General features: G+C 75.0%; 21 protein-coding genes. 7 read left to right on the top strand and 14 right to left on the bottom strand.

Going from position 1 to position 22,541, the window contains the following annotated elements; all coding sequences use genetic code 11:
- Positions 1–182 precede the first annotated feature (182 nt).
- The 4 genes from ACIG3E_RS38090 to ACIG3E_RS38075 all read right to left on the bottom strand — a co-directional run bounded on the left by ACIG3E_RS38090 (position 183) and on the right by ACIG3E_RS38075 (position 5,151).
- Positions 183–1,181 carry a DUF2510 domain-containing protein gene (locus ACIG3E_RS38090; protein ID WP_399625190.1) on the bottom strand — a complete coding sequence of 333 codons (999 nt, stop codon included), beginning with the start codon at positions 1,179–1,181 and terminating at the stop codon, positions 183–185.
- Between the two features lie 231 nt (positions 1,182–1,412).
- Positions 1,413–2,597: an anhydro-N-acetylmuramic acid kinase gene (locus tag ACIG3E_RS38085; protein WP_399625188.1), complete on the bottom strand. Its 1,185-nt coding sequence runs from the start codon at positions 2,595–2,597 to the stop codon at positions 1,413–1,415.
- A gap of 353 nt (positions 2,598–2,950) precedes the next feature.
- Positions 2,951–3,949, bottom strand: coding sequence for an acyl-CoA dehydrogenase family protein (locus ACIG3E_RS38080; protein WP_399625185.1), 999 nt, complete (start codon positions 3,947–3,949; stop codon positions 2,951–2,953).
- Positions 3,949–5,151 (bottom strand): acyl-CoA dehydrogenase family protein, encoded by a 1,203-nt coding sequence (locus ACIG3E_RS38075; RefSeq protein ID WP_399625183.1) that lies wholly within the window; start codon positions 5,149–5,151, stop codon positions 3,949–3,951. The genes ACIG3E_RS38080 and ACIG3E_RS38075 overlap by 1 nt, the downstream gene beginning before the upstream one ends.
- A gap of 107 nt (positions 5,152–5,258) precedes the next feature.
- On the opposite strand from ACIG3E_RS38075, the gene ACIG3E_RS38070 reads away from it, so the two are divergent.
- The 4 genes from ACIG3E_RS38070 (at position 5,259) to ACIG3E_RS38055 (ending at position 10,756) form a co-directional block, all read left to right on the top strand.
- Positions 5,259–6,041, top strand: a complete 783-nt coding sequence (locus ACIG3E_RS38070; RefSeq protein ID WP_399625181.1) for an SDR family oxidoreductase — start codon at positions 5,259–5,261, stop codon at positions 6,039–6,041.
- Positions 6,042–6,101: 60 nt separating this feature from the next.
- Positions 6,102–6,716, top strand: a complete 615-nt coding sequence (locus ACIG3E_RS38065; RefSeq protein ID WP_399625205.1) for a TetR/AcrR family transcriptional regulator — start codon at positions 6,102–6,104, stop codon at positions 6,714–6,716.
- A gap of 45 nt (positions 6,717–6,761) precedes the next feature.
- Complete coding sequence (locus tag ACIG3E_RS38060; RefSeq protein WP_399625179.1) at positions 6,762–7,919, top strand: acetyl-CoA C-acetyltransferase; 1,158 nt, start codon at positions 6,762–6,764, stop codon at positions 7,917–7,919.
- 191 nt (positions 7,920–8,110) lie between these two features.
- Positions 8,111–10,756 (top strand): ATP-binding protein, encoded by a 2,646-nt coding sequence (locus tag ACIG3E_RS38055; RefSeq protein ID WP_399625176.1) that lies wholly within the window; start codon positions 8,111–8,113, stop codon positions 10,754–10,756.
- 135 nt (positions 10,757–10,891) lie between these two features.
- Here the strand turns inward: ACIG3E_RS38055 and ACIG3E_RS38050 are convergent, their stop codons facing one another.
- Genes ACIG3E_RS38050 through ACIG3E_RS38035 form a run of 4 tightly spaced genes read right to left on the bottom strand, consistent with a single transcriptional unit; the run spans position 10,892 to position 14,461 of the window.
- The gene (locus ACIG3E_RS38050) at positions 10,892–11,956 is read right to left on the bottom strand and encodes an NAD(P)H-dependent flavin oxidoreductase (RefSeq protein WP_399625173.1); all 1,065 of its coding nucleotides are present in this window, start codon (positions 11,954–11,956) and stop codon (positions 10,892–10,894) included.
- Positions 11,953–12,720, bottom strand: a complete 768-nt coding sequence (locus ACIG3E_RS38045) for a CoA-transferase subunit beta (RefSeq protein ID WP_399625171.1) — start codon at positions 12,718–12,720, stop codon at positions 11,953–11,955. Before ACIG3E_RS38045 ends, ACIG3E_RS38050 begins: the two co-directional genes overlap by 4 nt.
- A complete protein-coding gene (locus ACIG3E_RS38040) occupies positions 12,717–13,679 on the bottom strand; it encodes a CoA transferase subunit A (protein WP_399625169.1) in 963 nt (320 codons plus the stop codon). The genes ACIG3E_RS38045 and ACIG3E_RS38040 overlap by 4 nt, the downstream gene beginning before the upstream one ends.
- Positions 13,676–14,461 carry an enoyl-CoA hydratase family protein gene (locus tag ACIG3E_RS38035; RefSeq protein WP_399625167.1) on the bottom strand — a complete coding sequence of 262 codons (786 nt, stop codon included), beginning with the start codon at positions 14,459–14,461 and terminating at the stop codon, positions 13,676–13,678. Before ACIG3E_RS38035 ends, ACIG3E_RS38040 begins: the two co-directional genes overlap by 4 nt.
- A 71-nt stretch (positions 14,462–14,532) precedes the next feature.
- On the opposite strand from ACIG3E_RS38035, the gene ACIG3E_RS38030 reads away from it, so the two are divergent.
- Positions 14,533–15,297 carry an SDR family oxidoreductase gene (locus ACIG3E_RS38030; RefSeq protein WP_399625165.1) on the top strand — a complete coding sequence of 255 codons (765 nt, stop codon included), beginning with the start codon at positions 14,533–14,535 and terminating at the stop codon, positions 15,295–15,297.
- Between the two features lie 55 nt (positions 15,298–15,352).
- Positions 15,353–16,279 (top strand): SDR family oxidoreductase, encoded by a 927-nt coding sequence (locus ACIG3E_RS38025; RefSeq protein ID WP_399625162.1) that lies wholly within the window; start codon positions 15,353–15,355, stop codon positions 16,277–16,279.
- Positions 16,280–16,307: 28 nt separating this feature from the next.
- Here ACIG3E_RS38025 and pcaG read toward each other — a convergent pair whose 3' ends face one another.
- From pcaG to ACIG3E_RS38005, 4 genes are read right to left on the bottom strand one after another with little or no spacing between them, the layout of a single operon-like run.
- Positions 16,308–16,874 carry a protocatechuate 3,4-dioxygenase subunit alpha gene (gene pcaG / locus ACIG3E_RS38020; protein WP_399625159.1) on the bottom strand — a complete coding sequence of 189 codons (567 nt, stop codon included), beginning with the start codon at positions 16,872–16,874 and terminating at the stop codon, positions 16,308–16,310.
- The gene (gene pcaH / locus ACIG3E_RS38015) at positions 16,871–17,629 is read right to left on the bottom strand and encodes a protocatechuate 3,4-dioxygenase subunit beta (protein WP_399625157.1); all 759 of its coding nucleotides are present in this window, start codon (positions 17,627–17,629) and stop codon (positions 16,871–16,873) included. Before pcaH ends, pcaG begins: the two co-directional genes overlap by 4 nt.
- Positions 17,630–17,669: 40 nt before the next feature.
- Entirely contained in the window at positions 17,670–18,308 is a 639-nt protein-coding gene (locus ACIG3E_RS38010; RefSeq protein WP_399625155.1) for a 3-oxoacid CoA-transferase subunit B, read from the bottom strand.
- The gene (locus ACIG3E_RS38005; RefSeq protein WP_399625152.1) at positions 18,308–19,063 is read right to left on the bottom strand and encodes a CoA transferase subunit A; all 756 of its coding nucleotides are present in this window, start codon (positions 19,061–19,063) and stop codon (positions 18,308–18,310) included. The genes ACIG3E_RS38010 and ACIG3E_RS38005 overlap by 1 nt, the downstream gene beginning before the upstream one ends.
- A gap of 162 nt (positions 19,064–19,225) precedes the next feature.
- Between ACIG3E_RS38005 and ACIG3E_RS38000 the strand changes: the two genes are divergently transcribed.
- Positions 19,226–19,690, top strand: a complete 465-nt coding sequence (locus tag ACIG3E_RS38000; RefSeq protein ID WP_399625150.1) for a MarR family winged helix-turn-helix transcriptional regulator — start codon at positions 19,226–19,228, stop codon at positions 19,688–19,690.
- On the opposite strand, the gene ACIG3E_RS37995 is transcribed toward ACIG3E_RS38000, so the two are convergent.
- Together ACIG3E_RS37995 and ACIG3E_RS37990 are read right to left on the bottom strand one after the other, a co-directional pair.
- Positions 19,677–20,642, bottom strand: coding sequence for a DUF3048 domain-containing protein (locus ACIG3E_RS37995; RefSeq protein WP_399625147.1), 966 nt, complete (start codon positions 20,640–20,642; stop codon positions 19,677–19,679). The two genes, ACIG3E_RS38000 and ACIG3E_RS37995, sit on opposite strands and share 14 nt — an antisense overlap.
- Positions 20,643–20,671: 29 nt before the next feature.
- The gene (locus ACIG3E_RS37990) at positions 20,672–22,456 is read right to left on the bottom strand and encodes an FAD-dependent oxidoreductase (protein ID WP_399625145.1); all 1,785 of its coding nucleotides are present in this window, start codon (positions 22,454–22,456) and stop codon (positions 20,672–20,674) included.
- Positions 22,457–22,541: the final 85 nt, after the last annotated feature.

Genomic DNA, 22,541 nt, shown 5'->3' with positions numbered 1-22,541 from the left:
CGTGCGGAAGTAGCCCCTTTACGGGAGCAACGGGACCGCTGCGAGGCGGTCGGGGGGGGGGGGGGGGGGGCCCCCCCCCCCCCCCCGGGCGGGGGCCCCCCCCCCCCCCCCCCCCCCCCGGCGGTGGTTCTGGCCACCCGGCGCGAGGGCTTTCGCCGTCGGCCCGCCCGGCGGGTCGGCTGCTACCGCTCCCGGCCGCTCGTGGGGGCGTGGACCTGCTGTCCGTCGCCGCCGCCCCCGCCGCGGGCCTTCTTGATGCCCTTGGTGATCTCGTCCATGGACGACAGGGGCGGTGCGTCGTCGTGGACGTCGATGCCGAAGCGGACGAGGACCATCGTCATCCCGTCGGCCGGGGACTTGAACGCGAGCGACTGGACGTAGCCGTCGGGGCCCTTGCGCGCGTCGACCTTCCAACGGACCAGATAGCCCTTCTGCCCGGCCACCGTGACCGCCTTCGAGGCGAGCTGGTCGTGCGACTTCGGGGCGCCGCCGTAGATCGCGCCGCCGTAGGACTCCGCCGCGTTCTTCTTGATGTCGGCCTTGGCCGCGGCCTCCGGCGTCGACGCGGTGACCTTCAGCCGGACCGCGGGCGCGGAGAAGGCGCCGCCGCGCACGCACTGCTTGGCGGAGTCGCCGGGGCAGGGGTACTTGCCGGTCGTCACGCCCGCGCCGACGCCGCTCGACTGGCCCTCCCAGCCGTCGGGGACGGGCATGCTGATGCCGCTCGCGCCGTCGGTGGCGTACCCCTCCTCGGTCCGGGGGCCCTCGGACGGCCCGGACGGTCCTGGCGACGGCGAGCCCTCGGGCCCCTTGCCCTTGCCGTCGTCCTCCGGGCCGGGCTTCGAGGACGCCGACGGGGCCGGGGATTTGGCGCCGTCCTTGTCGTCGTCGCCGTCGGCGGTCAGCGCGTAGACCCCGCCGCCGATGCCCGCGAGCACCGCGAGGGCGATGACCACGCCTATCGCCGTGCGTATGCGGCGCCGCGGCGGGCCCTGCGGCTGCTGGGGGTAGCCGGGGGCCGGGGGGCCGGGGGCGGAGTAGCCGGGGGTGGGGAAGCCGCCCCCGCCCGGCGCACGGACGTGATCCGTCCACGTGTTCCCGTCCCACCACCGCTCGGACGGCGGGGCGCCAGGGGTCTGCCCGGGGTCCGGATACCAGCCGGGAGGAGTCGCGTGCGTCATGGGCGTCAGCGTATGGGCCCCGCCTGAAAGCCCGATGAGAGGGGTCCGCCGGATCAGGCCAACTCCGGCCGGGCGACGGGGTTTCGCCCCTGTCGCGCGGGTTTGCCCGGGCCGGGCGGGCTCCCTCGGGCTCAAGCCGGGGTTCCCGGGATGGGCGTACGAGCGGCCGCCGCGGGTGTCCGGCTGCCGCCGGGCCCGCGCCCTGCCTCTGTGTTCAGGGCGCGGGCCCGGTCAGTGCGCGTGTCCGTTCACCACGAGCCGGGTCGGTGCGCCCGCCTGCGTGGGGGTCGGCAGGCGGAAGCCCGCGCGGCCCGGGGTGAGGGAGCCGAGCACGCTCGGGTGCCGGGCTCCGGTGCTCGTCGCCACCGTGCCGGGCAGGCCGTGGGCCGTCAGGAAACCCAGGACGGCGAAGGCGTACGCCTCCTTGGCCGCCGACGGGAGGCCCAGGTCGTCGGAGCCGCGGACCGGCACGGCCGTGCCCAGCTCGGACCGCAGCATCGCCATGAGCGTGGGGTTGCGGACCCCGCCGCCGGAGGCGATGACCTCCGTGGCCCCGGTCGTGCGCACCGCGTCGGCGACCGTCACGGCCGTGAGCCGCGTCAGCGTCGCCACCACGTCCTCGGCGCCCAGCGGCCCGAGGCCCGCCAGGGCCTCGCGCAGATACGCCGGGTGGAACAGCTCCTTGCCGGTCGTCTTGGGCGCGGGCAGCGCGTAGTACGGCTCGGCGAGGAGCCGGGCGAGGAGGCCCTCGTGCACGGTGCCGCGCGCGGCGAGCTCCCCGTCCCTGTCGAACGGCAGATGGGCCGCGCGGCCCTGCGGCGTGAGCTCGCGCACCGCCGCGTCGATCAGCGCGTTGGCCGGGCCCGTGTCGAAGGCGGTGCCGTCGGGGGCGGTGATGTTGGCGATGCCGCCCAGGTTCAGCGCCACGGGCGTGCCCGGCCTGCCGCGCAGCCACATCTGGTCGACCAGGCTCACCAGGGGGGCGCCCTGGCCGCCCGCGGCCACGTCGCGCGAGCGGAAGTCCGCGACCACGCAGAGCCCCGTGGCCTCGGCGATCCATGCGGGCTGCCCGATCTGCAGGGTGCCGCGCACCTGGCCGTCCGCCACCCAGTGGTAGACGGTCTGGCCGTGCGAGGCCACCAACTCGGCGCGGCCGTCGCACAGCTCCCGGTCCGCCTCCACGGCCGCCGCGGCGAAGGCCTGCCCGATGAGCGTGTCGAGGCGGCAGACGTCGGCCAGGCTGGTGCTCGCCGGGGGCAGGGCGGTGGCCAGGGCCGAGCGGAGCGCGTCGTCGTAGCCGCGGCTGATGAGGCCCAGGGGGGTCATGACGAGGCGGTCGCCGTCGAGGGCGAGGTCGACGGCGCCGGCGTCGATGGCGTCGTAGGAGGTGCCGGACATCAGGCCGATCACACGCACGCGAAGTCTCCTCTTTCCGGTTCGGCCAGCCCGTGCGCCGGGCCCGGGTCCCTCCCACTATGCCCGCACCTCACCGGGCCCCATCGAGCTGTCCTGGCCCGCCAGGCTCAATTCCCCCCACTCACCCGCCCCTTCCGCCTGCCTCCGTGCCCGCGCACAACCTCAGGGCAGCCATGCCTTCCCTGACCGCCCGCCCGTTTCGCGGCGCCGCCGCGCCCGCCCCGCCGCGGTGCCACCGCGCTGGTCCCGCGTCGTCGGACCGGCTTGATTTCCCCCGCGCGTCCGGGACCGCCCCGCGCCGCCGCGTGCCCCCTTTCGCCGCGCCGGTGCGCCGGTCGGAAGCTGCGGGGGAGTCAGGGCGGCGGGGGCACGACCCGGGCGCGCCACTGGCTCGGGCCGCCCCAAGCCCCCCGCAGGGCGCGGGCCTTGAGGAGCCAGAGGGATATGTCGTACTCCGCGGTGTACCCGATGGCGCCGTGCAGTTGGAGCGCGGCCCGCGCCGAGCGGTACGCGGACTCGGCCGCGCAGACCTTGGCGGCGGCCACGTCCCCCCAGGTCTCCTCCGCGCCGAGCGACACCGCGGCGCCGAACACCAGGGGCCGCGCGAACTCGAGCCCCACGAGCACCTCCGCCAGGCGGTGCTTGACGGCCTGGAAGGACCCGACCGGCACCCCGAACTGCGTCCGCTGCCTCACCTGCGCCACCGTGCGGTCGAGCAGCGCGCACCCCACGCCGAGGCACTGCGCCGCGGTGGCGAGCGCCGCCCAGCGCAGGGCCCACCGCGCCGCCTCGTCCACCGCGGGCCCGGACGCGAGCACCTCCCCGCCGGGCAGCGGCCGCGCGAGCCGCCGCGCCGGGTCGAGGGAGGCCCGCACGCGCGCGTGGCCGGGGGCGAGCCGCAGCCGCCCGGCGTCGACGGCCAGGACGAGCCGGGCGGCGTCCGCGTCGAGGACGTACGGCCCGGTGTCGGCGAGGGCGAGGGTCGCCCGCGCCCCGCCCGTCACCAGGGACGGCAGGAATCGCTTCGCGGGCCCCGGCACTCCGAGTTCGGCGAGGCGGGAAAGGAGCGCGGCCGCGGCCACCGTCTCGACCAGCGGCCCGGGGACGGCGTGCCGCCCCAGCTCCACGAAGGCCACGGCCGTGTCGACGGGCAACTGCCCCACGCCCTCGAACTCCTCGGCCGCCGCGAGGGCGAACACCCCGGCGTCCGCGAGGCGTCGCCACACCGCGGCCCCGGGCGCGTGGTCCCCGGCGGCCCAGGCCCGCGCCACCGCGGGCGTGTCCGCGGCCCGCAGCGCGCCGTCGAGCGTCCGGGCGAACGCCCGCTGCTCGTCGTCCAGAAGGAACCTCATCAGCGCCGCCCCTTGGGGAGGCCGAGCAGGCGCTCGGCGATGATGTCGCGCTGGATCTCGTTCGTCCCCGCGTAGATGGGACCGGCGAGGGAGAAGATGTACCCCTCCGTCCAGGGCGCGGGGTCCGGGGCGGCGGGGTCGGGGGCGGCAGGGCCGGGGGCGGGGTGCTCGCCGGGGTCCGTCAACTCGCCGTCCGCGCCCAGGAGGTCGAGGGCGGCCTCGTGCACCGCGATGTCGTACTCCGACCAGAAGACCTTGTTCAGGCTGGAGCGGGCGCCCAACTTCTCGCCCGCTTCCGCCCGCGAGGCGTGGGCCCAGGTGAAGAGCTGGTACGCGCGGGCGCCGATCACCGCGTCCGCCACCCGGTCGCGCAGCGCCGTGTCGGTGGGGTCGCCGTGGGCGTGCCAGAGCCGGACGAGGCGGTCGGCGGTGGCGAGGAAGCGACCGGGGGAGCGCAGGGTCAGGCCGCGCTCGTCGCCGGTGGCCGCCATGGCGATGCGCCAGCCGTCGCCGGGGGCGCCTATCACGTCCTCGTCGGGGATGAACACGTCGTCCAGGAAGACCTCGGCGAAGGCGGGCTTGCCGTCGAGGCGGCCGATGGGGCGGATGGTGACGCCGGGCGCGTCGAGCGGGAACATGACGTACGTGAGCCCCTGGTGCGGCCGCTCCGCGCGCGGGTCGCTGCGGAACAGGCCGAAGGCGCGGTCGGCGAACGCCGCCCGCGACGACCAGGTCTTCTGCCCGCTGAGGCGCCAGCCGCCGTCCGCGGGCCGGGCCGTGGAGCGCAGCGCCGCGAGGTCGGACCCGGCCTCCGGCTCCGACCAGGCCTGGGCCCAGATGACCTCGCCGCGCGCCATCGGCGGAAGGACCCGGGCGCGCTGCTCAGGGGTGCCGTGGTCGAAGAGGGTGGGGGCGAGGAGGCTGATGCCGTTCTGCGAGACGCGGCCGGGGGCGCCCGCCGCGTAGTACTCCTCCTCGAAGAGGAGCCACTTGACGAGGTCGGCCCCCTGTCCGCCGAACTCCTCGGGCCAGGACACCACCGACCAGCGGTCCGCCGCCAGTGTGCCCTCCCAGGCGCGATGGGCGGCGAAGCCCTCCGCGGTCTCCAGGGAGGGCAGCGGAGCGCGCGGGACGTGCGCGGCGAGCCAGGCGCGGGCCCGCAGTCTGAACTCCTCTTCCTCCGGGGTGAAGTCGAGGTCCATCGCCCTGCTCCCGTCTCTGGCCCGCCCGTCCACTCTTCCCTAACAAGTGTTTGGTAGATTATCGTGGGAGCGGTCAGCCGTCGAGCACTCGATCGGGGGAATCGCCCATGGCAGCGCCGCCGTACGTGCCGGGGCACGGTCTGCTCACCGGCCGCGCCGCCGTCGTCACCGCCGCGGCCGGGGCGGGCATCGGCGCGGCCACCGCCCGCCGCTTCCTGGAGGAGGGGGCCCGCGTCGTCATCGGCGACGCGCACGCCCGCCGCACCGAGGAGGCGGTGGCCGCGCTCGCGGGCGAGTTCGGCCCCGACCGCGTCGACGGCGTCCGCTGCGACGTGACCGACGAGTCCGACGTGACCGCCCTCCTCGACCTCGCCGAGCGGCGCCACGGAGCCCTGGACATCGTGGTGAACAACGCGGGCCTGGGAGGCACCGCAGCCCTCACGGACATGACCGACGACCTGTGGCACAAGGTCGTCGACACCACCCTGACCGGCACGTTCCGCTGCACCCGCGCCGCCCTGCGCCGCCTGCGCGCCACCGCCACGGGCGGCGTCGTGGTGAACAACGCCTCGGTGCTCGGCTGGCGCGCCCAGGAGGGCCAGGCGCACTACGCCGCGGCCAAGGCGGGCGTCATGGCCCTCACCCGCTGCGCGGCCCTGGAAGCCGCCCCGCACGGCATCCGGGTCAACGCGGTCGCGCCGAGCCTCGCCCTGCACCCCCACCTCGCCAAGGTCACCACCCCCGACGTGCTCGACGAGCTCACCGCGCGCGAGGCCTTCGGACGGCCCGCCGAGCCCTGGGAGATAGCCAACGTGATCGTCTTCCTCGCCAGCGGCTACTCCTCGTACATGACGGGCGAGACGGTCTCCGTCAGCAGCCAGCACCCCTAGGCGGAGAATGAGCCCGTGCCGACCCAGAAACAGCCGACCCAGAGCCCCACCACGCCCCCAGTGGCCCGGAAGCAGAAGAAGCCCCCGGCGCCGCCCTCGCCCGAGCGCCGCGCCGAACTCCTCGGCATCGCCGCGGAGGTCTTCGCCGAGCAGGGGTACAACGCCACGACCGTCCGCAAGATCGCGGACGCCGCGGGCATGCTCGCGGGCAGCCTCTACTACCACTTCGACTCCAAGGAGTCGATGCTCGAAGAGATCCTGCGGACGTTCCTGACGGAGCTGTGGGACGGGTACGACGCGGTCCTCGCCGCGCCGCTCGGCCCGCGCGAGACCCTGGAGGCCCTCGTCACCGAGTCCTTCCGGGAGATCGACCGGCACCGCGCGGCCGTCGCGATCTACCAGAAGGAGTCCCGCCACCTGGTCACCCAGACCCGCTTCGAGTACCTCCTCCAGTCCCAGCGGCGCTTCGAGAAGACCTGGCTCACCACGCTCGAACGGGGCGTCGCCGACGGCGCCTTCCGCGCCGACCTGGACGTCCGCCTCACCTACCGGTTCGTGCGCGACACCGTCTGGGTCGCCGCGTCCTGGTACCGGCCGGGCGGCGGCCACAGCCCCGAGGAGATCGCCCGCCAGTACCTGTCGATGGTCCTGGACGGCATCGCCGTCCGCGCCTAGCCCCGCGCCGCCGCGCGGCGCCCGTCACGCGAGGAGTACGCAGCCATGGCCGAGGCCTTCATCGTCGAGGCGGTCCGCACGCCCGTCGGCAAGCGCGGCGGCGGCCTCGCCGCCGCGCACCCCGCCGACCTCGGGGCCCACGTGCTCACCGCGCTCATGGAGCGCGGCGGCGTCGACCCCGCCGCCGTCGACGACGTCGTCTTCGGCTGTCTCGACGCGGTCGGGCCGCAGGCCGGGGACATCGCCCGCACCAGCTGGCTCGCGGCCGGGCTCCCCGAGGAGGTGCCCGGAGTGACCGTCGACCGGCAGTGCGGATCGTCCCAGCAGGCCCTGCACTTCGCCGCGCAGGCCGTCCTCTCCGGCACCCAGGACCTCGTCGTCGCGGGCGGCACGCAGAACATGTCGATGATCCCCATCGCCTTCGCGTCCCGGCGGGCGGCCGAGCCCCTCGGGCTCACCGAGGGCCCCTTCGCGGGCAGCGAGGGCTGGCGCGCCCGCTACGGCGACCGGCCCGTCAACCAGTTCCACGGCGCCCAGCTGATCGCCGACAAGTGGGGCATATCCCGACAGGACATGGAGGAGTTCGCGCTCCGCTCCCACCAGCGCGCCCTGCGCGCCCTCGACGAAGGCCGCTTCGACCGCGAGACCGTGGCCTATGCGGACGTCGTCGCCGACGAGGGCCCGCGCCGCGACACGACCCTGGAGAAGATGGCGTCCCTCGCCCCCGTCGTGGACGGCGGCAGCATCACCGCCGCCTGCTCCTCCCAGGTCTCCGACGGCGCCGCCGCCCTGCTCATCGCCGGTGAACGGGCGGTGCGCGACCATGGATTGACCCCCCGCGCCCGCGTCCACCACCTCTCCGTGCGGGGCGAGGACCCGATCCGCATGCTCTCCGCCCCCATACCGGCCACCGCGCACGCCCTGAAGAAGACCGGCATGACGCTCGACGCCATCGATCTCGTCGAGATCAACGAAGCGTTCGCGCCCGTCGTGCTCGCCTGGCTGCGGGAGACCGGCGCCGACCCGGAAAGGGTCAACGTCAACGGCGGTGCCCTCGCCCTGGGTCACCCCCTCGGTGCCACCGGTGCCCGGCTGATGACGACGCTCCTGCACGAACTGGAGCGCACCGGCGGCCGGTTCGGCCTCCAGACGATGTGCGAAGGAGGTGGCCAGGCCAACGTCACCGTCATCGAACGGCTCTGACCGCGTGGCCCGCCGACGCACGCCGTCCCGGGTGCCGCCCGGCGCGCCGCACCCGTACCCCGCAGGTGGCCTGGCATATGACCGTCTGTCACCCGTGCGGGAGGAGCTGTCCGGACCTCGCTCCGCGGCGGCCCCGGCCCGGCTAGTCTCAAGTCCTGTACGTCGATTGAGCGACCCCGGGAGGTAGCGCGATGACGCAGGGACGGCCCGGAGGTGGCACCTGGGCCCCGCTGTGGGAGCGCGACGAGGAAATCGGCGCGGCCGAGCGGGCCGTGTCCGGACTGTGCTCGGACATGACGACCGAGGGCGGCCTGCTCGTCTTCAGCGGTGACGCCGGACTCGGCAAGACCGCGCTCATGGCCGAAGTGCGTCGCATCGCCCACGGCCGGGCCACCGTATGGGCGGCACGCGGCGGGCCCACCCTCAAAACCGTGCCCTTCAATGTCGTACGACAGCTCCTCCAGCCCGCCCTCGTGGCCCTCACCCCCGACGAGACCCGTGAGTACCTCGGCGACTGGTACGACATCGCGGGCCCCGCCCTCGGCATAGCCGAGCCCGGTGGCGGCAGGCCCGAGCCGCAGGCCGTGTCCGACGGCCTGATCGCGGTGGTCTCCCGCCTCGCCCACGTCCACTGGCCGCTGGTGCTGCTCGTCGACGACGCGCACTGGGCGGACCAGGAGACGCTGCACTGGCTCGCCGCGTTCGTCGAGCGCCTGGACGACCTGCCGGTGCTCGTCGTGGTCGCCTACCGCCCCGACGGGGCCGAGGGCGACAGCGCCCGTCACCTCGCGCGCATCGGCGCCGCTGCCCGTCCGGCGACCCGGCTGCGCAAGCTCACCCCGGACGCCACCGCCGGGCTCACCCGCGCCACGCTCGGCGAGCACGCGGACGGCGCGTTCTGCCGCGAGGTCTGGGCCGTCACCGACGGCAACCCGTACGAATCCGTGGAGCTCCTCGCCAAGGTGCAGGACTGCGAGCTCGAACCGGTGGAGGGCTCCGCCGCCGAACTGCGCGCCCTGAACCGCTCCGCCCGCGGCCGCGGCCTCGTCGCCCGCCTCGAAGAGCTCGGCACCGACGCCACCCGCTTCGCCTGGGCCGCCGCGATCCTCGGCTCCGCGATCTCCGTCGACCTCGCCGCGTCCCTCGCCGGACTGCGCAGGGACGCGGCCGAGCGGTGCGCCGAGCGGCTGCGCGCCGCCCGGATCGTGACCGGCGGCGAAGAGGGCCTGGAGTTCGTGCACCCGCTGATCGCCCACGCCGTGTACCACTCCATCCCGCCCGCCACCCGCACCGCGATGCACGGCCAGGCCGCCTGGGCGGTCACCCGCTCCGGGCGCGGCGCCGCCGCGGCCTCCCGGCACCTGCTCCAAGTCATCCCGGACGACGATCCCGAACTCGTCGAGCAGCTGCGCGAGGCCGCCACCGAACACCTCGCGGTCGGCGCGCCCGAGGCCGCCCGGCGCTGCCTGGAGCGGGCCCTGAGCGAGCCGCCCCGGCCCGACGTGCACGCCCGCGTGCTCTACGAACTCGGCTGCGCCACCCTGCTCACCTCGCCCGTCACCACCATCGGGCATCTGCGCGAGGCCCTGTCGATGAGCGGCCTGAGCCAGGAGCTGCGCGTCGACGCCGTGTGCTGCCTCTCCCAGGCCCTCGTGCACAACGACCAGCTCACCGAGGGCCTGCGCGCCATCACCGAGGAGGCGGCCCGGCTGCCCGCGGGCCCGGACCGGCTCCGCCTCCAGGCCGTGCACTTCATGTGGGAGGGCATCCACGCGGGCGAGGAGGACGCACCGGGGCGCTCGCGCAGGCTCGCCGCCCTCGCCGGACCCCTCGCCGGGCGTGACAACGCCGAGCGCGCCCTGCTCATCCTGCGCGCCTTCGACGCGATGACCCGCGGTGAGAACGCCGAAGAGGTCGTCGAGCTCTGCGACCGCGCCCTCGTCAACGGCCGCCTCGCACCCGGGCTCGGCTGGACCGACGCCGAGTGGAGCTTCGAACTGCGCCTGATGCTCGGCGGTTCGTACGCCTTCGCGGACCGGCTCGACCGCGCCGAGAGCCTGTTCACCGAGGCCGTCAAGGCGTACGAGACGGCGGGCTGGAGCGGCGGCCACCTCGCCCTCGCGCACGCCTTCCTCGGCTATGTGTACCGCAGGCGCGGGCGGCTCAGGGACGCCGAGAAGTCGCTGCGCGAGAGCCTGCGGCTCGCCGACCGCGTGGGCCAGGGCGGGCTGCCGATGCACTGGGAGGCGGCCAGCATGCTCATCGACACGCTGCTCGCCCGCGGCCACGCCGAGCAGGCCAGCGCCGTCGCCGACCGCTACGGCTTCGCGCCGCCCAACGCCTCCACGATCTACGTCCCCGACGCGATGTCCGTCCGCGGCAGGCTCCTGCTCGCCCTCGGCCGCCGGGAGGAGGGCCTCAACGAACTGGAGGCCACCGCCAAGGCGTTGACCGCGCGCGGCCAGTACAACACGGTGCTCGCGCCGTGGGCGTACGACCTGGCGCGGGCCCTCGCCGACGAGGATCCGCGGCGCGCCGCCGACGTGGTCACCGACGCGCGCGTGCAGGCCGAGCGGTTCGGCACGGACACGGCGATCGGCGAGGCCCTCCGGTGCGAGGCCGCGCTCGCCTCGGGACCGCGCTCCGTGGCGCTCTACGCGAAGGCCGTCGCGTATCTGGAGGCTTCGCCCTGCGCGTACGAACACGCGGTCGCGCGCGTAGAGTACGGGGTTGCCTCGGGCAGCGTGGCGGAGCTTGAGCGCGGGCTTGCGCTGGCGCGCAGCTGTGGGGCCGATGGGCTGGCCGGTCGGGCCGAGCGGTTCCTTGCGGGGGTCTAGCGTTTCGCCGGGGCCGGGGCCGGGGCCGGGGTTGATCGGCCTCCGGCCTCGTCCTCAAACGCCGGACGGGCTCGAAATCCCACCGTTCGTACGCGCGGAACAGTCCGCCGGGGTGCGCTTCGATCACCGCGCCGGTCAGGACCCCTCCAGGCGCTTCAGGGTCTCCTCGGCCTCCCGCATGATTCTGCCGATCAGCTCCTCGCAGGTCGGGACGTCGTCCAGGACACCTGCCACCTGGCCCGCGGCCATGATGCCGCGGGCCGGATCGCCGTCCACCATGGCCGACTTGAGGAGCATGGGAGTGTTCGCCGCCAGCAGGGCCTGGGGCCAGCTGAGCTGCTTGGCGCGCTTCAGGGCCCGCCCGTCGCGAGCCAGGGCGGACCAGCTCAGGCCCGACATCCGGCGGAACGCCGCCGCGTGGCGCAGCGCGCGCAGGAGGGTCGCGACGCGGCCCGAGCGCTCCAGGGACGCCACCAGGTCCGTGCGGAGCATCCGGTGCGGGAGGCCGTCCACGCGCGAGGTCAGCGTGACGTCCTTGACCGTGGCCGCCAGATAGCGGGCCTTCACCGCGTCCGGGACGGGGGACTCCGCCGTGAGGAGGAAGCGGGTGCCCATGGCCACGCCCGCCGCGCCGAAGGCCAGGGCGGCGACCAGGCCCCGGCCGTCGTGGAAGCCGCCCGCCGCCACGACGGGGATGTCGACGGCATCCACGACCTGCGGCAGGAGCACCGTCGTGGCCACGTCACCGGTGTGGCCGCCGCCCTCGCCGCCCTGGACGACGACCGCGTCCGCGCCCCACGCCGCCACCTTCTCGGCGTGTCTGCGGGCGCCCACGGACGGCATCACGACGACTCCGGCGGCCTTCAGCTCCCCGATGAGGGCCTCGGACGGGGCCAGGGCGAAGGACGCGACCCGGACGCCCTCGGCGACGAGGAGCCGGACGCGGTCGCGCGCGTCGGCCGCGTCCGCGCGGAGGTTCACCCCGAACGGGGCGGGCGTGCGGGTCCTCACCTCCCGTATCGCGGAGCGCAGTTGGTCCAGGGACATCGTGGCGGAGGCCAGGATGCCGAGCGCGCCCGCCTCCGCGGCCGCCGCGACCAGACGGGGGCCCGCGACCCAGCCCATGCCGGTCTGCACGATCGGGCACCGGACGCCGACGAGCCGCGTCAGCGCTGTCTCCGCGAGCGGCGCCGCCGTCATGGGCCGACCTCGCGCTCGCGCAGCCCCGTGGGGTCCAGGACGGCGCGGATCAGCCGCAGTTCGGCCGCCGTGGGCTCGCGGGTGCGGGGCGGCTCGTCGGGGACGGCGAGCGCGAAGGACGTCGCCTCGCGGATCTCCGCCGCGGGCACGCCCGGATGCGCGGACACCAGGCGCATCGACCGGTCCGGTGTGGCGAAGTCGAACACGCCCAGGTTCGACACGACGCGGCGCAGGTCGTGGTAGCGGGTCGCGGAAGGGCCCGCCGCGGCGGCGCTGTCGTGGCCGACGCCGCTGACCATGTCGACCTTCTCGACGAACACGCGCCGCGCGTGCCGGGGTATCCAGTAACTGACCGGGTTGTTCAGGGTGTTCACCGGGGCTCCGCGGACTCCGAGGAGCTGCCGGGTGGGGTGGTGCCAGTCGCCGACGCAGGAGATGTTCTGGTTGCCGAAGCGGTCGATCTGGCTCGCGCCCATCATCACGTGCCGCCGCCCGCCCATCACCATCGTCAGATGGCGGCGGAAGGGCAGCCAGCCCTCCGTCACCGCCGAGCGCTCCCCGAGCGCGGGCACGTCCCCGATGAGCAGGGCCTCGCCGTCCGTGAGCAGCAGGTCCGGGGCGAACGTCAGCTTCGCGAGCCGGGCCGCGAGCGTGGGGACGGTGCCCATGGGGGCGGCCAGGACTTCGCCGTCGCCGCGCCACGCCTCGGCACAGGCGATCACGCAGTACTCGGCGCGGGTGACGGTGGCCGTGGTGCGCGTCATCGCTGCTCCTTGTGCCAGGTCCGGACGGCCTGTCGGTAGTCCTCCTCGTCGCCGGACAGGAAGCGGTCGTGGAACTCCGCCCAGGTGTCCGGGGCGGCCGCCGCGGTGGCGTACGCCTTCTGGAAGGGCTCGTCGCGGCCGTAGTCCGGCGCGCACGACGTGAAGTGGGCGCCCCCTGGGGTCTCGGTCACGCCCGTGACGCTGTGCCGCGAGACGAGCAGGGTCTGGGGCGCCGCCTGCTGGGTCGGCCCGGGGGAGGCAGGGGAGGCAGGGGAGGCGGTGGAGGCGGCCGGAGCGGCGCTGTCCGCGGGGGCGCCGAAGTCGACCAGGCGCTCGCACGACACGTACGCCGCGTCGGCCGCCTCGCAGAACAAGTCGTCGACGTACGGGTCGGGGCCCAGATACTGGCCGTTGCCCTGGCGGTCCGCGCGGTTCAGGTGCACCAGGGCCGCGTCCAGGCGCAGGGCCGGGACGGCGACGAGCTCCTCCCCGTCCTCGTACGGCGACGTGACCGTCCGCAGCAGGGGGTTGACCCGCAGGACGTCCGAGCCGAGGCCCGCGCGCACGGGCAGGAACGGCAGGCGCTGGGCGGCGGCGGTGAGCCCTTGCAGGAACATCGCCTCGTCCAGCTCGACGAGGTCGAGGCCGCCCCGCTCGCGGGCCGCCCGGAAGTGCGGCTCCAGGGGGATCGAGTCGAGCGTCACGAAGGCCGTGACCAGCTTGCGGATCCTCCCGGCGGCGAGGAGCAGGCCGACGTCAGGCCCGCCGTACGCCACGACGGTCAGGTCGGTGACGTCCGAGCGCAGCAGGGCCCGCACCAGGGCCATCGGCTTGCGGCGCGAGCCCCAGCCGCCGATGCCGAGCGTCATCCCGCTCTCCAGGCGCCCCACGACGTCCTCGGGAGCCATGGTCTTGTCCCGGCCGCCCCGGGCCTGACGGATGTCCGCTGGATCGCTCATGCCGTGTCCTCCCCGGCCGGTACGGAGCTGTCGGGTGGCGCGGCGGGCGCGCCGAAGCCGTCGCGGACGCGGGCGGCCACGCCGCTCAGGCTCGCCTCGAAGGTGAAGCCCTGCTCGAAGCGGTAGCTGCGGCGCACGTCCACCGGGTCGATGCCGTTGAGGGCGGCCTTGGCCAGGCGCAGCAGCGTGCCGTCCTTGCGGGCGATCTCGCGCGCGAGGGCGAGGGCGGCCGCGCGCAGGTCCGCGCGCGGCACGACCCGCCACACCGAGCCGTGCGCGTGCAGCTCGGCCGCGGTGGCCGTGCGCGAGGTGTAGAACAGCGCGCGCATCAGGTGCTGGGGGACCAGGCGGGCCAGGTGCGTGGCGGCGCCGAGCGCGCCGCGGTCCAGCTCCGGGAGGCCGAAGGTGGCGTCGTCGCTCGCCACGATCGCGTCCGCGTTGCCCACGAGGCCGATGCCGCCGCCCAGGCAGAAGCCCTGGACGGCCGCGACGACCGGGACCGCGCAGTCGTACACCGCCGCGAAGGCCTCCGCGCAGCCGCGGTTGACGCCGAGGAGCGCGCCGTGGCCGGGGTCGCGGCGCAGCTCCTTGACGTCCACGCCCGCGTTGAACCCCCGGCCCTCGGCGGCGAGCAGCACGCAGCGCACCTCGGGGTCGCGGCCCGCGGCGCGCACCGCGTCTGCCAGGGCGAACCACCCGTGCACCGGAAGGGCGTTGACCGGTGCGTAGTCGACGGTGACGACGGCCACGCCCTCCTCGGGGGGCGAAGTGGAGACAGGCATCAGAGGATCCGCTACCTTTCAACCAGCGCCTTCAACCAAACATTTGTTAGTTGCTCAGGAAGGTAGCAGCGATGACTGACAATCGACAGGTGGTCGTGGTCACCGGCGGCACCCGCGGCGTCGGGGCCGGGATCGCCCGCGGCTTCCTGGCCACCGGCGCGCACGTCGTCATCTGCGCCCGCAAGCCGCCCGAGCGGCCGGTGGAAGTCCCCGGCGCCACCGCGGAGTTCCGCCCGGCGGACCTGCGGGACGCCGAGGCGGCGCACGCCCTGATCACCGGGGTCGCCGCCGACCACGGACGGCTCGACGTCCTGGTGAACAACGCGGGCGGCACGCCCTTCGGCCTCCTCGCCGAGGCCACCGCCGCCCGCCAGACGAAGATCGTCCAGCTGAATCTGCTGGTACCGCTGTACGCCTCCCTCGCCGCCCACGAGGTGATGAGTCGTCAGGAGGCGGGCGGCGCCGTCATCATGATCGGCAGCGTCAGCGGCACCCGCCCCTCGCCCGGCTCGGGGGCCTACGGCGCCGCCAAGGCGGGCCTGGCGAACCTGGCCCGCACCATGGCCGTCGAATGGGCCCCGCACGTGCGCGTGAACACCGTGGTCCTCGGCCTGGTCCGCACCGAGAGCACCCATCTGCACTACGGCGACGAGGAAGGGGTCGCCGCGGTGGCCCGCACGATCCCGCTCGGCCGCCTCGCCGACCCCGCGGACGCCGCCGACGCCTGCGTGTTCCTCGCCTCCGCCGCCGCGCGGTACATCAGCGGCGCGGCCCTCCAGGTGGACGGCGGCGGCGAGCGGCCCGCGTTCCTGGACGCCGCGACCGTGAACCACTGACCCCCGCGCCCCCGGCCCTGTGCGCCGAACACCCGCCCGTACGAAGGAGTTCCGCATGACCGCAGCCGTCGATTCCGGGATCTGCGCGGGCCGCGTCGTGATCGTCACGGGCGCGGGCCGGGGCCTCGGCCGGGCGCACGCGCGCGCGTACGCGGCCGAGGGCGCGCGGGTCGTCGTCAACGACCTCGGGGCGGCCCTCGACGGCTCCGGCGTCTCCCAAGGCCCCGCGCAGGACGTCGTCGAGGAGATCCGCGCGGCGGGCGGCGACGCCGTCGCGCACTGCGGCGACATCGCGACACCCGAGGGCGCCGCATCGCTCGTCCAGGCCGCCCTGGAGACGTACGGCCGCCTGGACACCCTCGTGAACAACGCGGGCTTCCTGCGCGACCGCATGCTGGTCAACCTCGACGAGGACGACTGGGACGCCGTCCTTCGCGTGCACCTCAAGGGCCACTTCCTGCCCCTGAAGCACGCGGCCGCGCACTGGCGGGCCGCCGCCAAGGCCGGGCGCGCCCCGCACGCGTGCGTGGTCAACACCAGCTCCGGAGCGGGCCTTTCGGGCAGCGTGGGGCAGGGCAACTACAGCGCGGCCAAGGCGGGCATCCTCGGCCTCACGCTGGTCGCCGCCGCCGAACTCGCTGCCTACGGAGTGCGCGTGAACGCCCTGGCGCCCGCCGCCCGCACCCGCATGACCGAGCAGACCTTCGCCGACACCATGGCCGCCCCCCAGGAGGACGCCTTCGACGCGATGGCTCCGGAGAACGTGTCCCCGCTGGTCGTCTGGCTCGGCTCCACCGCGTCGGCCGGGGTCACGGGCCGCGTCTTCGAGGCCGAGGGCGGCCGCATCACGGTCATGGAGGGCTGGCGCCCCGGACCCAGCGCCGACAAGGGCGCCCGCTGGCGCCCGGCCGAGGCGGGCGCGGCGGCCCTGGAGCTGCTCTCCCGTGCCGAGCCGCCGCAGCCGGTGTACGGGGCGCGCTGACCGCGCGCCCGCCGCACGGCCACCGGAGTCACCTGAACGCCAGGAACACCGTCTCGTCGTCCCCTTGGAGGTGGATGTCGAACCGGTACGCGCCGTGCGGACCCGGGCGCGCGAGCAGCGTCGCGCGCCGCTCGGGGGCCAGCGAGCGGAGCAGGGCGTCGTCCGGGTCGTTCGTCAGGTACGCGCGCGTGTACAGATGGTTCAGGAGCCCGCGCGCGAACACCGCGAGGCAGACGTACGGCACGCCGCCCGGCCTGAGGGTGCGGACCGCCCAGTGCCCGTCCGGGTCCGTCGGCACCCGCCCGAAGCCCGTGAACGTCACTCCGTCGCGCCCCCGCGGCACCCCGCTGACCGCGTCCTGGCGCAGCGACCCGGGCGCGCCCGCGCGCGAGCCGTCCGGCGCGGCCTGCCACGTCTCCACGAGGCCGTCGTCCACAGGCACGCCCTTGCCGTCGTACACGTACCCGTGGAGCGTGACGGCGTCCGGATGGCCCACGGGCGCGATCTCGCCGCCGCGCGGGAACGGCAGCGCGTAGCCGTGGTAGGGGCCGATGGTCTGCGAGGGCGTCGGCGCGTGCGGCGGCACCGGGCTCATGCGGCACCGTCCTCGAAGCGGGTGGCGCAGGGGCCGTCCAGGACGATGTCCCAGCGGTAGCCCAGCGCCCACTCCGGCACCGTCAGACCGTGGTCGTACGCGGCCACCAGACGGGCCCGTGCCGCCTCGTCGGGGATCGACAGGAAGACGGGGTCGTAGGCGAGCAGCGGATCGGCCGGGAAGTACATCTGGGTCACCAGGCGCTGCGCGAACGCCCTGCCGAACAGCGAGAAGTGCAGATGGGCGGGGCGCCAGGCGTTGTCGTGGTTGCGCCAGGGGTAGGCGCCGGGCCGGATCGTGGTGAAGGAGTACGCGCCGTCGTCGTCGGTCAGACAGCGGCCGAAGCCGGTGAAGTTCGGGTCGAGCGGCGCCGCGTGCCCATCGCGCCGGTGCACGTACCTGCCGGACGCGTTGGCCTGCCACATCTCGATCAACTGGCCGCGCAGCGGCCGGCCGCTGCGGTCGGTCAGGCGTCCCGAGACGGTGATGCGCTCGCCGAGGGGCTCGCCCGGGTGCTGGCGGGTGAGATCGCGCTCGAAGTCGGTGACGTCCGCGACGCCGAAGACCGGCCCGGTCAGCTCCACGGCCTCCGGGTCGCGGACGGGCACGGCGGAGTGGCGGGGGTGGCGCAGCAGGGCCCCGCGGTAGGGCGGGACGCCGTGGGGCGTGCCCAGCTGCGCGGCCGGGCCCGGTGCGGGCCGCCCGGCGCCCCTGCGGCGCGCGGTCAGGTCCTCGTACGGGGGATGGGGGGTCATTGCGGCTGCCGCTCCCTTCCGGACCGGTCGGGGCCGGTCCTCACGCGTCGGGGACGCGCACCGGCGCCGCCGTGCGCGCGACGATCTCGGTGACGCCGACCCCCGGCGCGCACTCGGTCAACTGAAGTCCGTCCTCGGTGACGTCGAAGACGCCGAGGTCCGTGATGACGCGGTGCACGCACCGCCTGCCGGTGAGCGGCAGGTCGCACTCCCGCACGAGCTTGGGCGAGCCGTCCTTCGCGGTGTGGGCCATCGTCACGATCACCCGGCGGGCCCCGTGCACCAGGTCCATCGCCCCGCCGATCCCCGTCACGAGCCGCCCGGGGACCGCCCAGTTGGCGAGGTCCCCGCGCGCGGAGACCTGCATCGCGCCCAGGACCGCCACGTCCAGGTGGCCGCCGCGGATCATCCCGAACGACAGCGCCGAGTCGAAGTACGCCGCCCCGGGCAGGGCCGTCACCGCCTCCTTGCCCGCGTTGATCAGGTCCGGGTCGACCGCGTCCGCAGCGGGGTAGGGGCCGACGCCCAGGACGCCGTTCTCGGACTGGACGACGACCTCCACGCCCGGCGGCAGGAAGCCCGGGATCAGCGTCGGCAGGCCGATGCCCAGATTGACGTACTGGCCGTCCCGCAGCTCGCCCGCCGCCCGGGCCGCCACCTGCTCGCGGGTCCACGCCATCAGCCGCTCACCGTCCGCTTCTCGACGCGCTTGGCGGCGGCCTCGCCCGGGCCGAGGGCGACGACGCGGTGCACGAAGACGCCCGGCAGGTGCACCGCGTCCGGGTCGATGGCGCCGGGCTCCACCAGCTCCTCCACCTCCGCGACGGTGACCCGTCCCGCCATCGCGGCCAGCGGGTTGAAGTTGCGGCTGGCCTTGGCGAACACCAGGTTGCCGTGCCGGTCGCCGCGCGCCGCCCGCACCAGGGCGAAGTCGGTGCGGATGCCGTGCTCCAGGACGTGCGGCACGCCGTCGAACTCCCGCGTCTCCTTGGGCGGCGAGGCCACGGCGACCCCGCCCGCCCCGTCGTACCGCCAGGGGATCCCGCCGTCGGCGACCTGCGTGCCCACTCCGGCCGGGGTGTAGAAGGCGGGGATGCCGCAGCCCCCGGCGCGCAGGCGCTCCGCGAGGGTGCCCTGCGGGATCAGCTCCACCTCCAGCTCGCCCGCCAGGTACTGGCGTGCGAACTCCTCGTTGCCGCCGAGGTACGAGGCCGTCACGCGCGCGATGCGGTGCGCGGCGAGCAGCGTGGCCAGGCCCGTGCTGAGCGCGCCGCAGTTGTTCGACACCACGCGCAGGTCCGTGGTCCCGCGCCGGTGCAGCGCCTCGATCAGGACGTTCGGCACGCCGCTGAGCCCGAAGCCGCCGACCGCGAGGGACGCGCCGTCCCCCACGTCGGCCACCGCCGCCGCGGCCGTGGCGACCACCTTGTCCATCCGGGCAGCCTCATCTCCGTACAGTCGTCAGCACACTGACTATTGCCTTCTGCCGTCCTGTGACCTCACGTTCACGCTGCCACCGCTCTGATGGGCCGTCAAGGCTGCCTCAGGTCGGCTATCGTTCAGTGCACGAACTTTTCTGCCAGGGAGGGGACCGCCATGGCCGCGGTGGATCTGACCAGCCATCCGGGGCACCTCGCCCGCCGCCTCCAGCAGGCCCACCACCTCCTGTGGACCACGATGGTCTCGGAGGAGACCACGTCCCCCCAGTTCGCGGTCCTCAACAGCCTGGTCGCCGAGCCCGGCCTCGATCAGCGCGGCGTCGGCGAGCGCGTGGGCCTGGACCGGTCGACCGTCGCCGAGGTCATCAGCAGGCTCAGCCGCCGCGGCCTCGTCGACAAGGTCCGCGACCCGCAGGACGGCCGCCGCGCCCTGCTGCGGCTCACCGCCGAAGGGCGGCGCGTCCACCGCAAGCTGACGGTGCGCACGGCCCGGATGAACCAGGTCTTCCTCGCCCCGCTGACCGACGAGGAGCGCGGGCTGTTCCTCGGCCTGGCCCAGCGGGTCGCGGACGCCGCCGAGCAGCTGCGCGACCCGCGCCCCGCGCCCCTCACGCCTTCGTGAACACCACCCACACCGGCCCCTTCGCGAACGCGAGCGGCTTGCCGTCGCGGGTCGTGAACGTGGTGCCGTCCCGCGGTGTGTCGCGCCGCCACCGCGCCTCGTACGCGCGCCCGTCGCGCAGCACCCGCGCGCTGCCCGAGCCCACCGTGCGGCTGAACGGCGACGCGCTGCCCGAGCGGTCGTGCAAGCGCGAGTCGCGGATGTCGACGCGCTGCTCGACCACCGTGGCGGCGCCGAGCGCGGCCCCCGACGCGGTGCGGGCGGGCGTGCCGTCCATCGCGATGTGCCAGCGCCCCTCGTACTCGACCCAGGTGAAGGCGAAGCGCGCGGAGGGGAAGCGCAGCGTGAGCCGCGTCGTGGGCGTGCCGCCCGCCGGGCGCGGCCCGAACCGGAACCCCGTGCTCTCCAGGCCGTCGGCCGACACCCGCGCCCCCAGCGCGTCCGGGCGGACGTAGAGGTTGTGCGGCGCGGGCTTCGCGCCGCCCCGGTAGTAGGCCCTGCCGGGCGCCCCGTCCGGGGGCAGGGCGCGCAGCGGGGCCGCGTCGATCAGCGGAAGGAGCTTCGACTGCGCCCCGGAGAACGCGAGCGCCGGGTCGTCGAACTGGCGAAGGAGCTCCAGATCCGTCTCCCGGGCGCTGCGCACCGGCCCCACCACGGGCGGCAGCCGACGGGCGTAGACGGCCATCAGACGGCTGAGCCCGGCCTCCACCCGCTCCACGTACACGACGTCCGCCGCCTCCAGGCCGGTCTGCGGGCGCGCGGGACCCACGTTGTCGACCTTCACGGCGAGCACCCGGCCGCCCTCGTCCCGGCCCGGCGGCCGCCCGTCCGTGTCCGCCCTGTCGAGGGTGCAGGCGGGCGCGAGTGCGGCGAGGGCCAGCGCCACGGCCGCCGCACGCCACCCCCGCGCTCCTCGCGCCGTCGTGTGCCCCACGCGTGTTCGCCGTTCCATGCCGGGGACGTACCCGCAACGGGCCGTGGTCAGCCGAGGTCGAAGGCGTTCCGCAGACCGAGGCGGTAGCGGGTGCGGTCGGCGCGCTTGAGTCCCTCAAGCTCCGGAGGGCGGTAGCGGGACGTCACCGTGCACCGCCGCGCGCTCGAACCCACCCGGTCCAGAAGGGCGTTGACCGCCTGGCGTGCGGCCGCGTTGGCGCCCTCCATGGTGGCCAGGTCGATGTCCACGGCCACGTAGTCGCCCGCCAGGAAGAAGTTGGGGATCTTCGTGGCGGCTGACGGGCGGTTGTGCAGCGTGCCCACCGGGTGGATCAGGAGCTCGTCGTCGTTGCGCGGGTTCGGGCCGCCGGTGCCGTCGACACCCGGGTCCAGGTGCCAGGAGTGCAGCTTGCCGTCGGTCAGGACCTGCTTGCCGGTGTCGTTGAGATGGGCCTTCAGCTGGGCCCACACCTCGCGCGCGATCTCCTCGCGCGTGCAGTTCTTCGCCGTCTTGCCGTAGAGGATCCCCGGCTTGTCCCACTCGGAGATGTCCACCGACAGACAGTCCACCGCGAGGCCGTCGCCGTACTCGGCGGGGAAGTCGCGTCCCTTCCAGTGCGCGGCCTGGGCGATGCCCGTGAGCGACCAGGGCGAGTCAATGCAGTTGAAGTGCCCGTCGACGACCTTGGGGCGCTCGGTCAGATAGAACTGGATGCCCGTCATCCAGTCCGTCCGCAGCTTGTCGCAGCGCGCCAGCTGCGGATCCGCCGCCCGCAGCGCCGGGCCCCACGTCCTGCGGGCGTGCTCCACCGGCATGGCCTGCACGTAGTGGTCGGCGGTGACGTCCCGCCGCGCGCCCCCGGCGTCCTCGATCACCGCCTTGGTCACCCGGCCGTCGCCGTACGCGATCTCGCGCACGGTCCAGCCGACGCGGAACTCCACGCCGAGGGACTTCAGATGCGCCACCCACGGGTCGATCCACGCCTCGTTGGTCGGCGCGTTCAGGATGCGGTCGGGCGGGCCGTCCGCACCCCGGCCCAGCGCGTTGAACACGAAGGCCTCGCCGAGCGTCCCGACGGTACGGGTGCTGGCCACCTCCGCCTTCGTCGCGACGATGTTGCGCGTCACGCCGATCGCGAGGATGCGCTGGTAGTCGTACGACATGTCCTTGGCGCGCACGAAGTCCCACCAGGGCTTGGCCTCCCACTGGTCGTCGCGGCGCTCGTCGCAGCTGGTGAGGAAGACCAGGGCGCGGTTCACGAAGTACGCGATCTCGTGCGCGGGGATGTGGAACGCGGTGTCGAGGAACGCGGTGAGCGCGCGGGCGATGTCGTCGGGCGTCAGGTCGGCGGGCTCGCCGTCGCGGCCGGGGATCGGCAGGCGGATGTCCTCGCGGCCGCCCGCGCGGGTGAAGCTCATCTCCGGCGGCGCGATCAGGTTGTCCCAGACGCCGCCCGGGTTCCCGGGGAAGGGGATGCGGCGCAGCGTGTCCGGCAGGTTGTGGTAGATGCCCGGGATGAAGCGGAAGCCGTGCTCGCCCGGGAGCGGCTTGCGGGTGCCCTTCGCGCTGTCCGGCACGTCGAAGCTGCGGGCCTTGCCGCCCAGGGCGCGGCGCTCGTAGACCGTGACGGCGAAGCCGCGCTCGGCGAGTTCGTGGGCGGCGGTGAGGCCTGCGACGCCGCCGCCCAGCACGGCGACGGACCTCCCGGCCGAGGGTGCGGCATGGGCGCCCTGCGGCAGGGCCCCGAGCCCCAGTGCGGCGGCGCCGCCGACCGTTGCCGCTCGCGTCACGAAGGTTCTGCGGGTGCTTCCCGGTGCCTGCGGCTGCCCCATGCGGCCCTCCCCTTACCATAGGTAACGCCTGTGTCAGGCGCGGAGCCTACGGCCGTGTTCCTGGGGGTGGAAGTGGGTGGGGTGG

This window comes from Streptomyces sp. NPDC053474 (genome assembly GCF_044544845.1).
Classification (GTDB): Bacteria; Actinomycetota; Actinomycetes; order Streptomycetales; family Streptomycetaceae; genus Streptomyces.
Note: the sequence above shows the minus strand (reverse complement) of the source record. Positions and strands in the feature narration are given on the sequence as shown.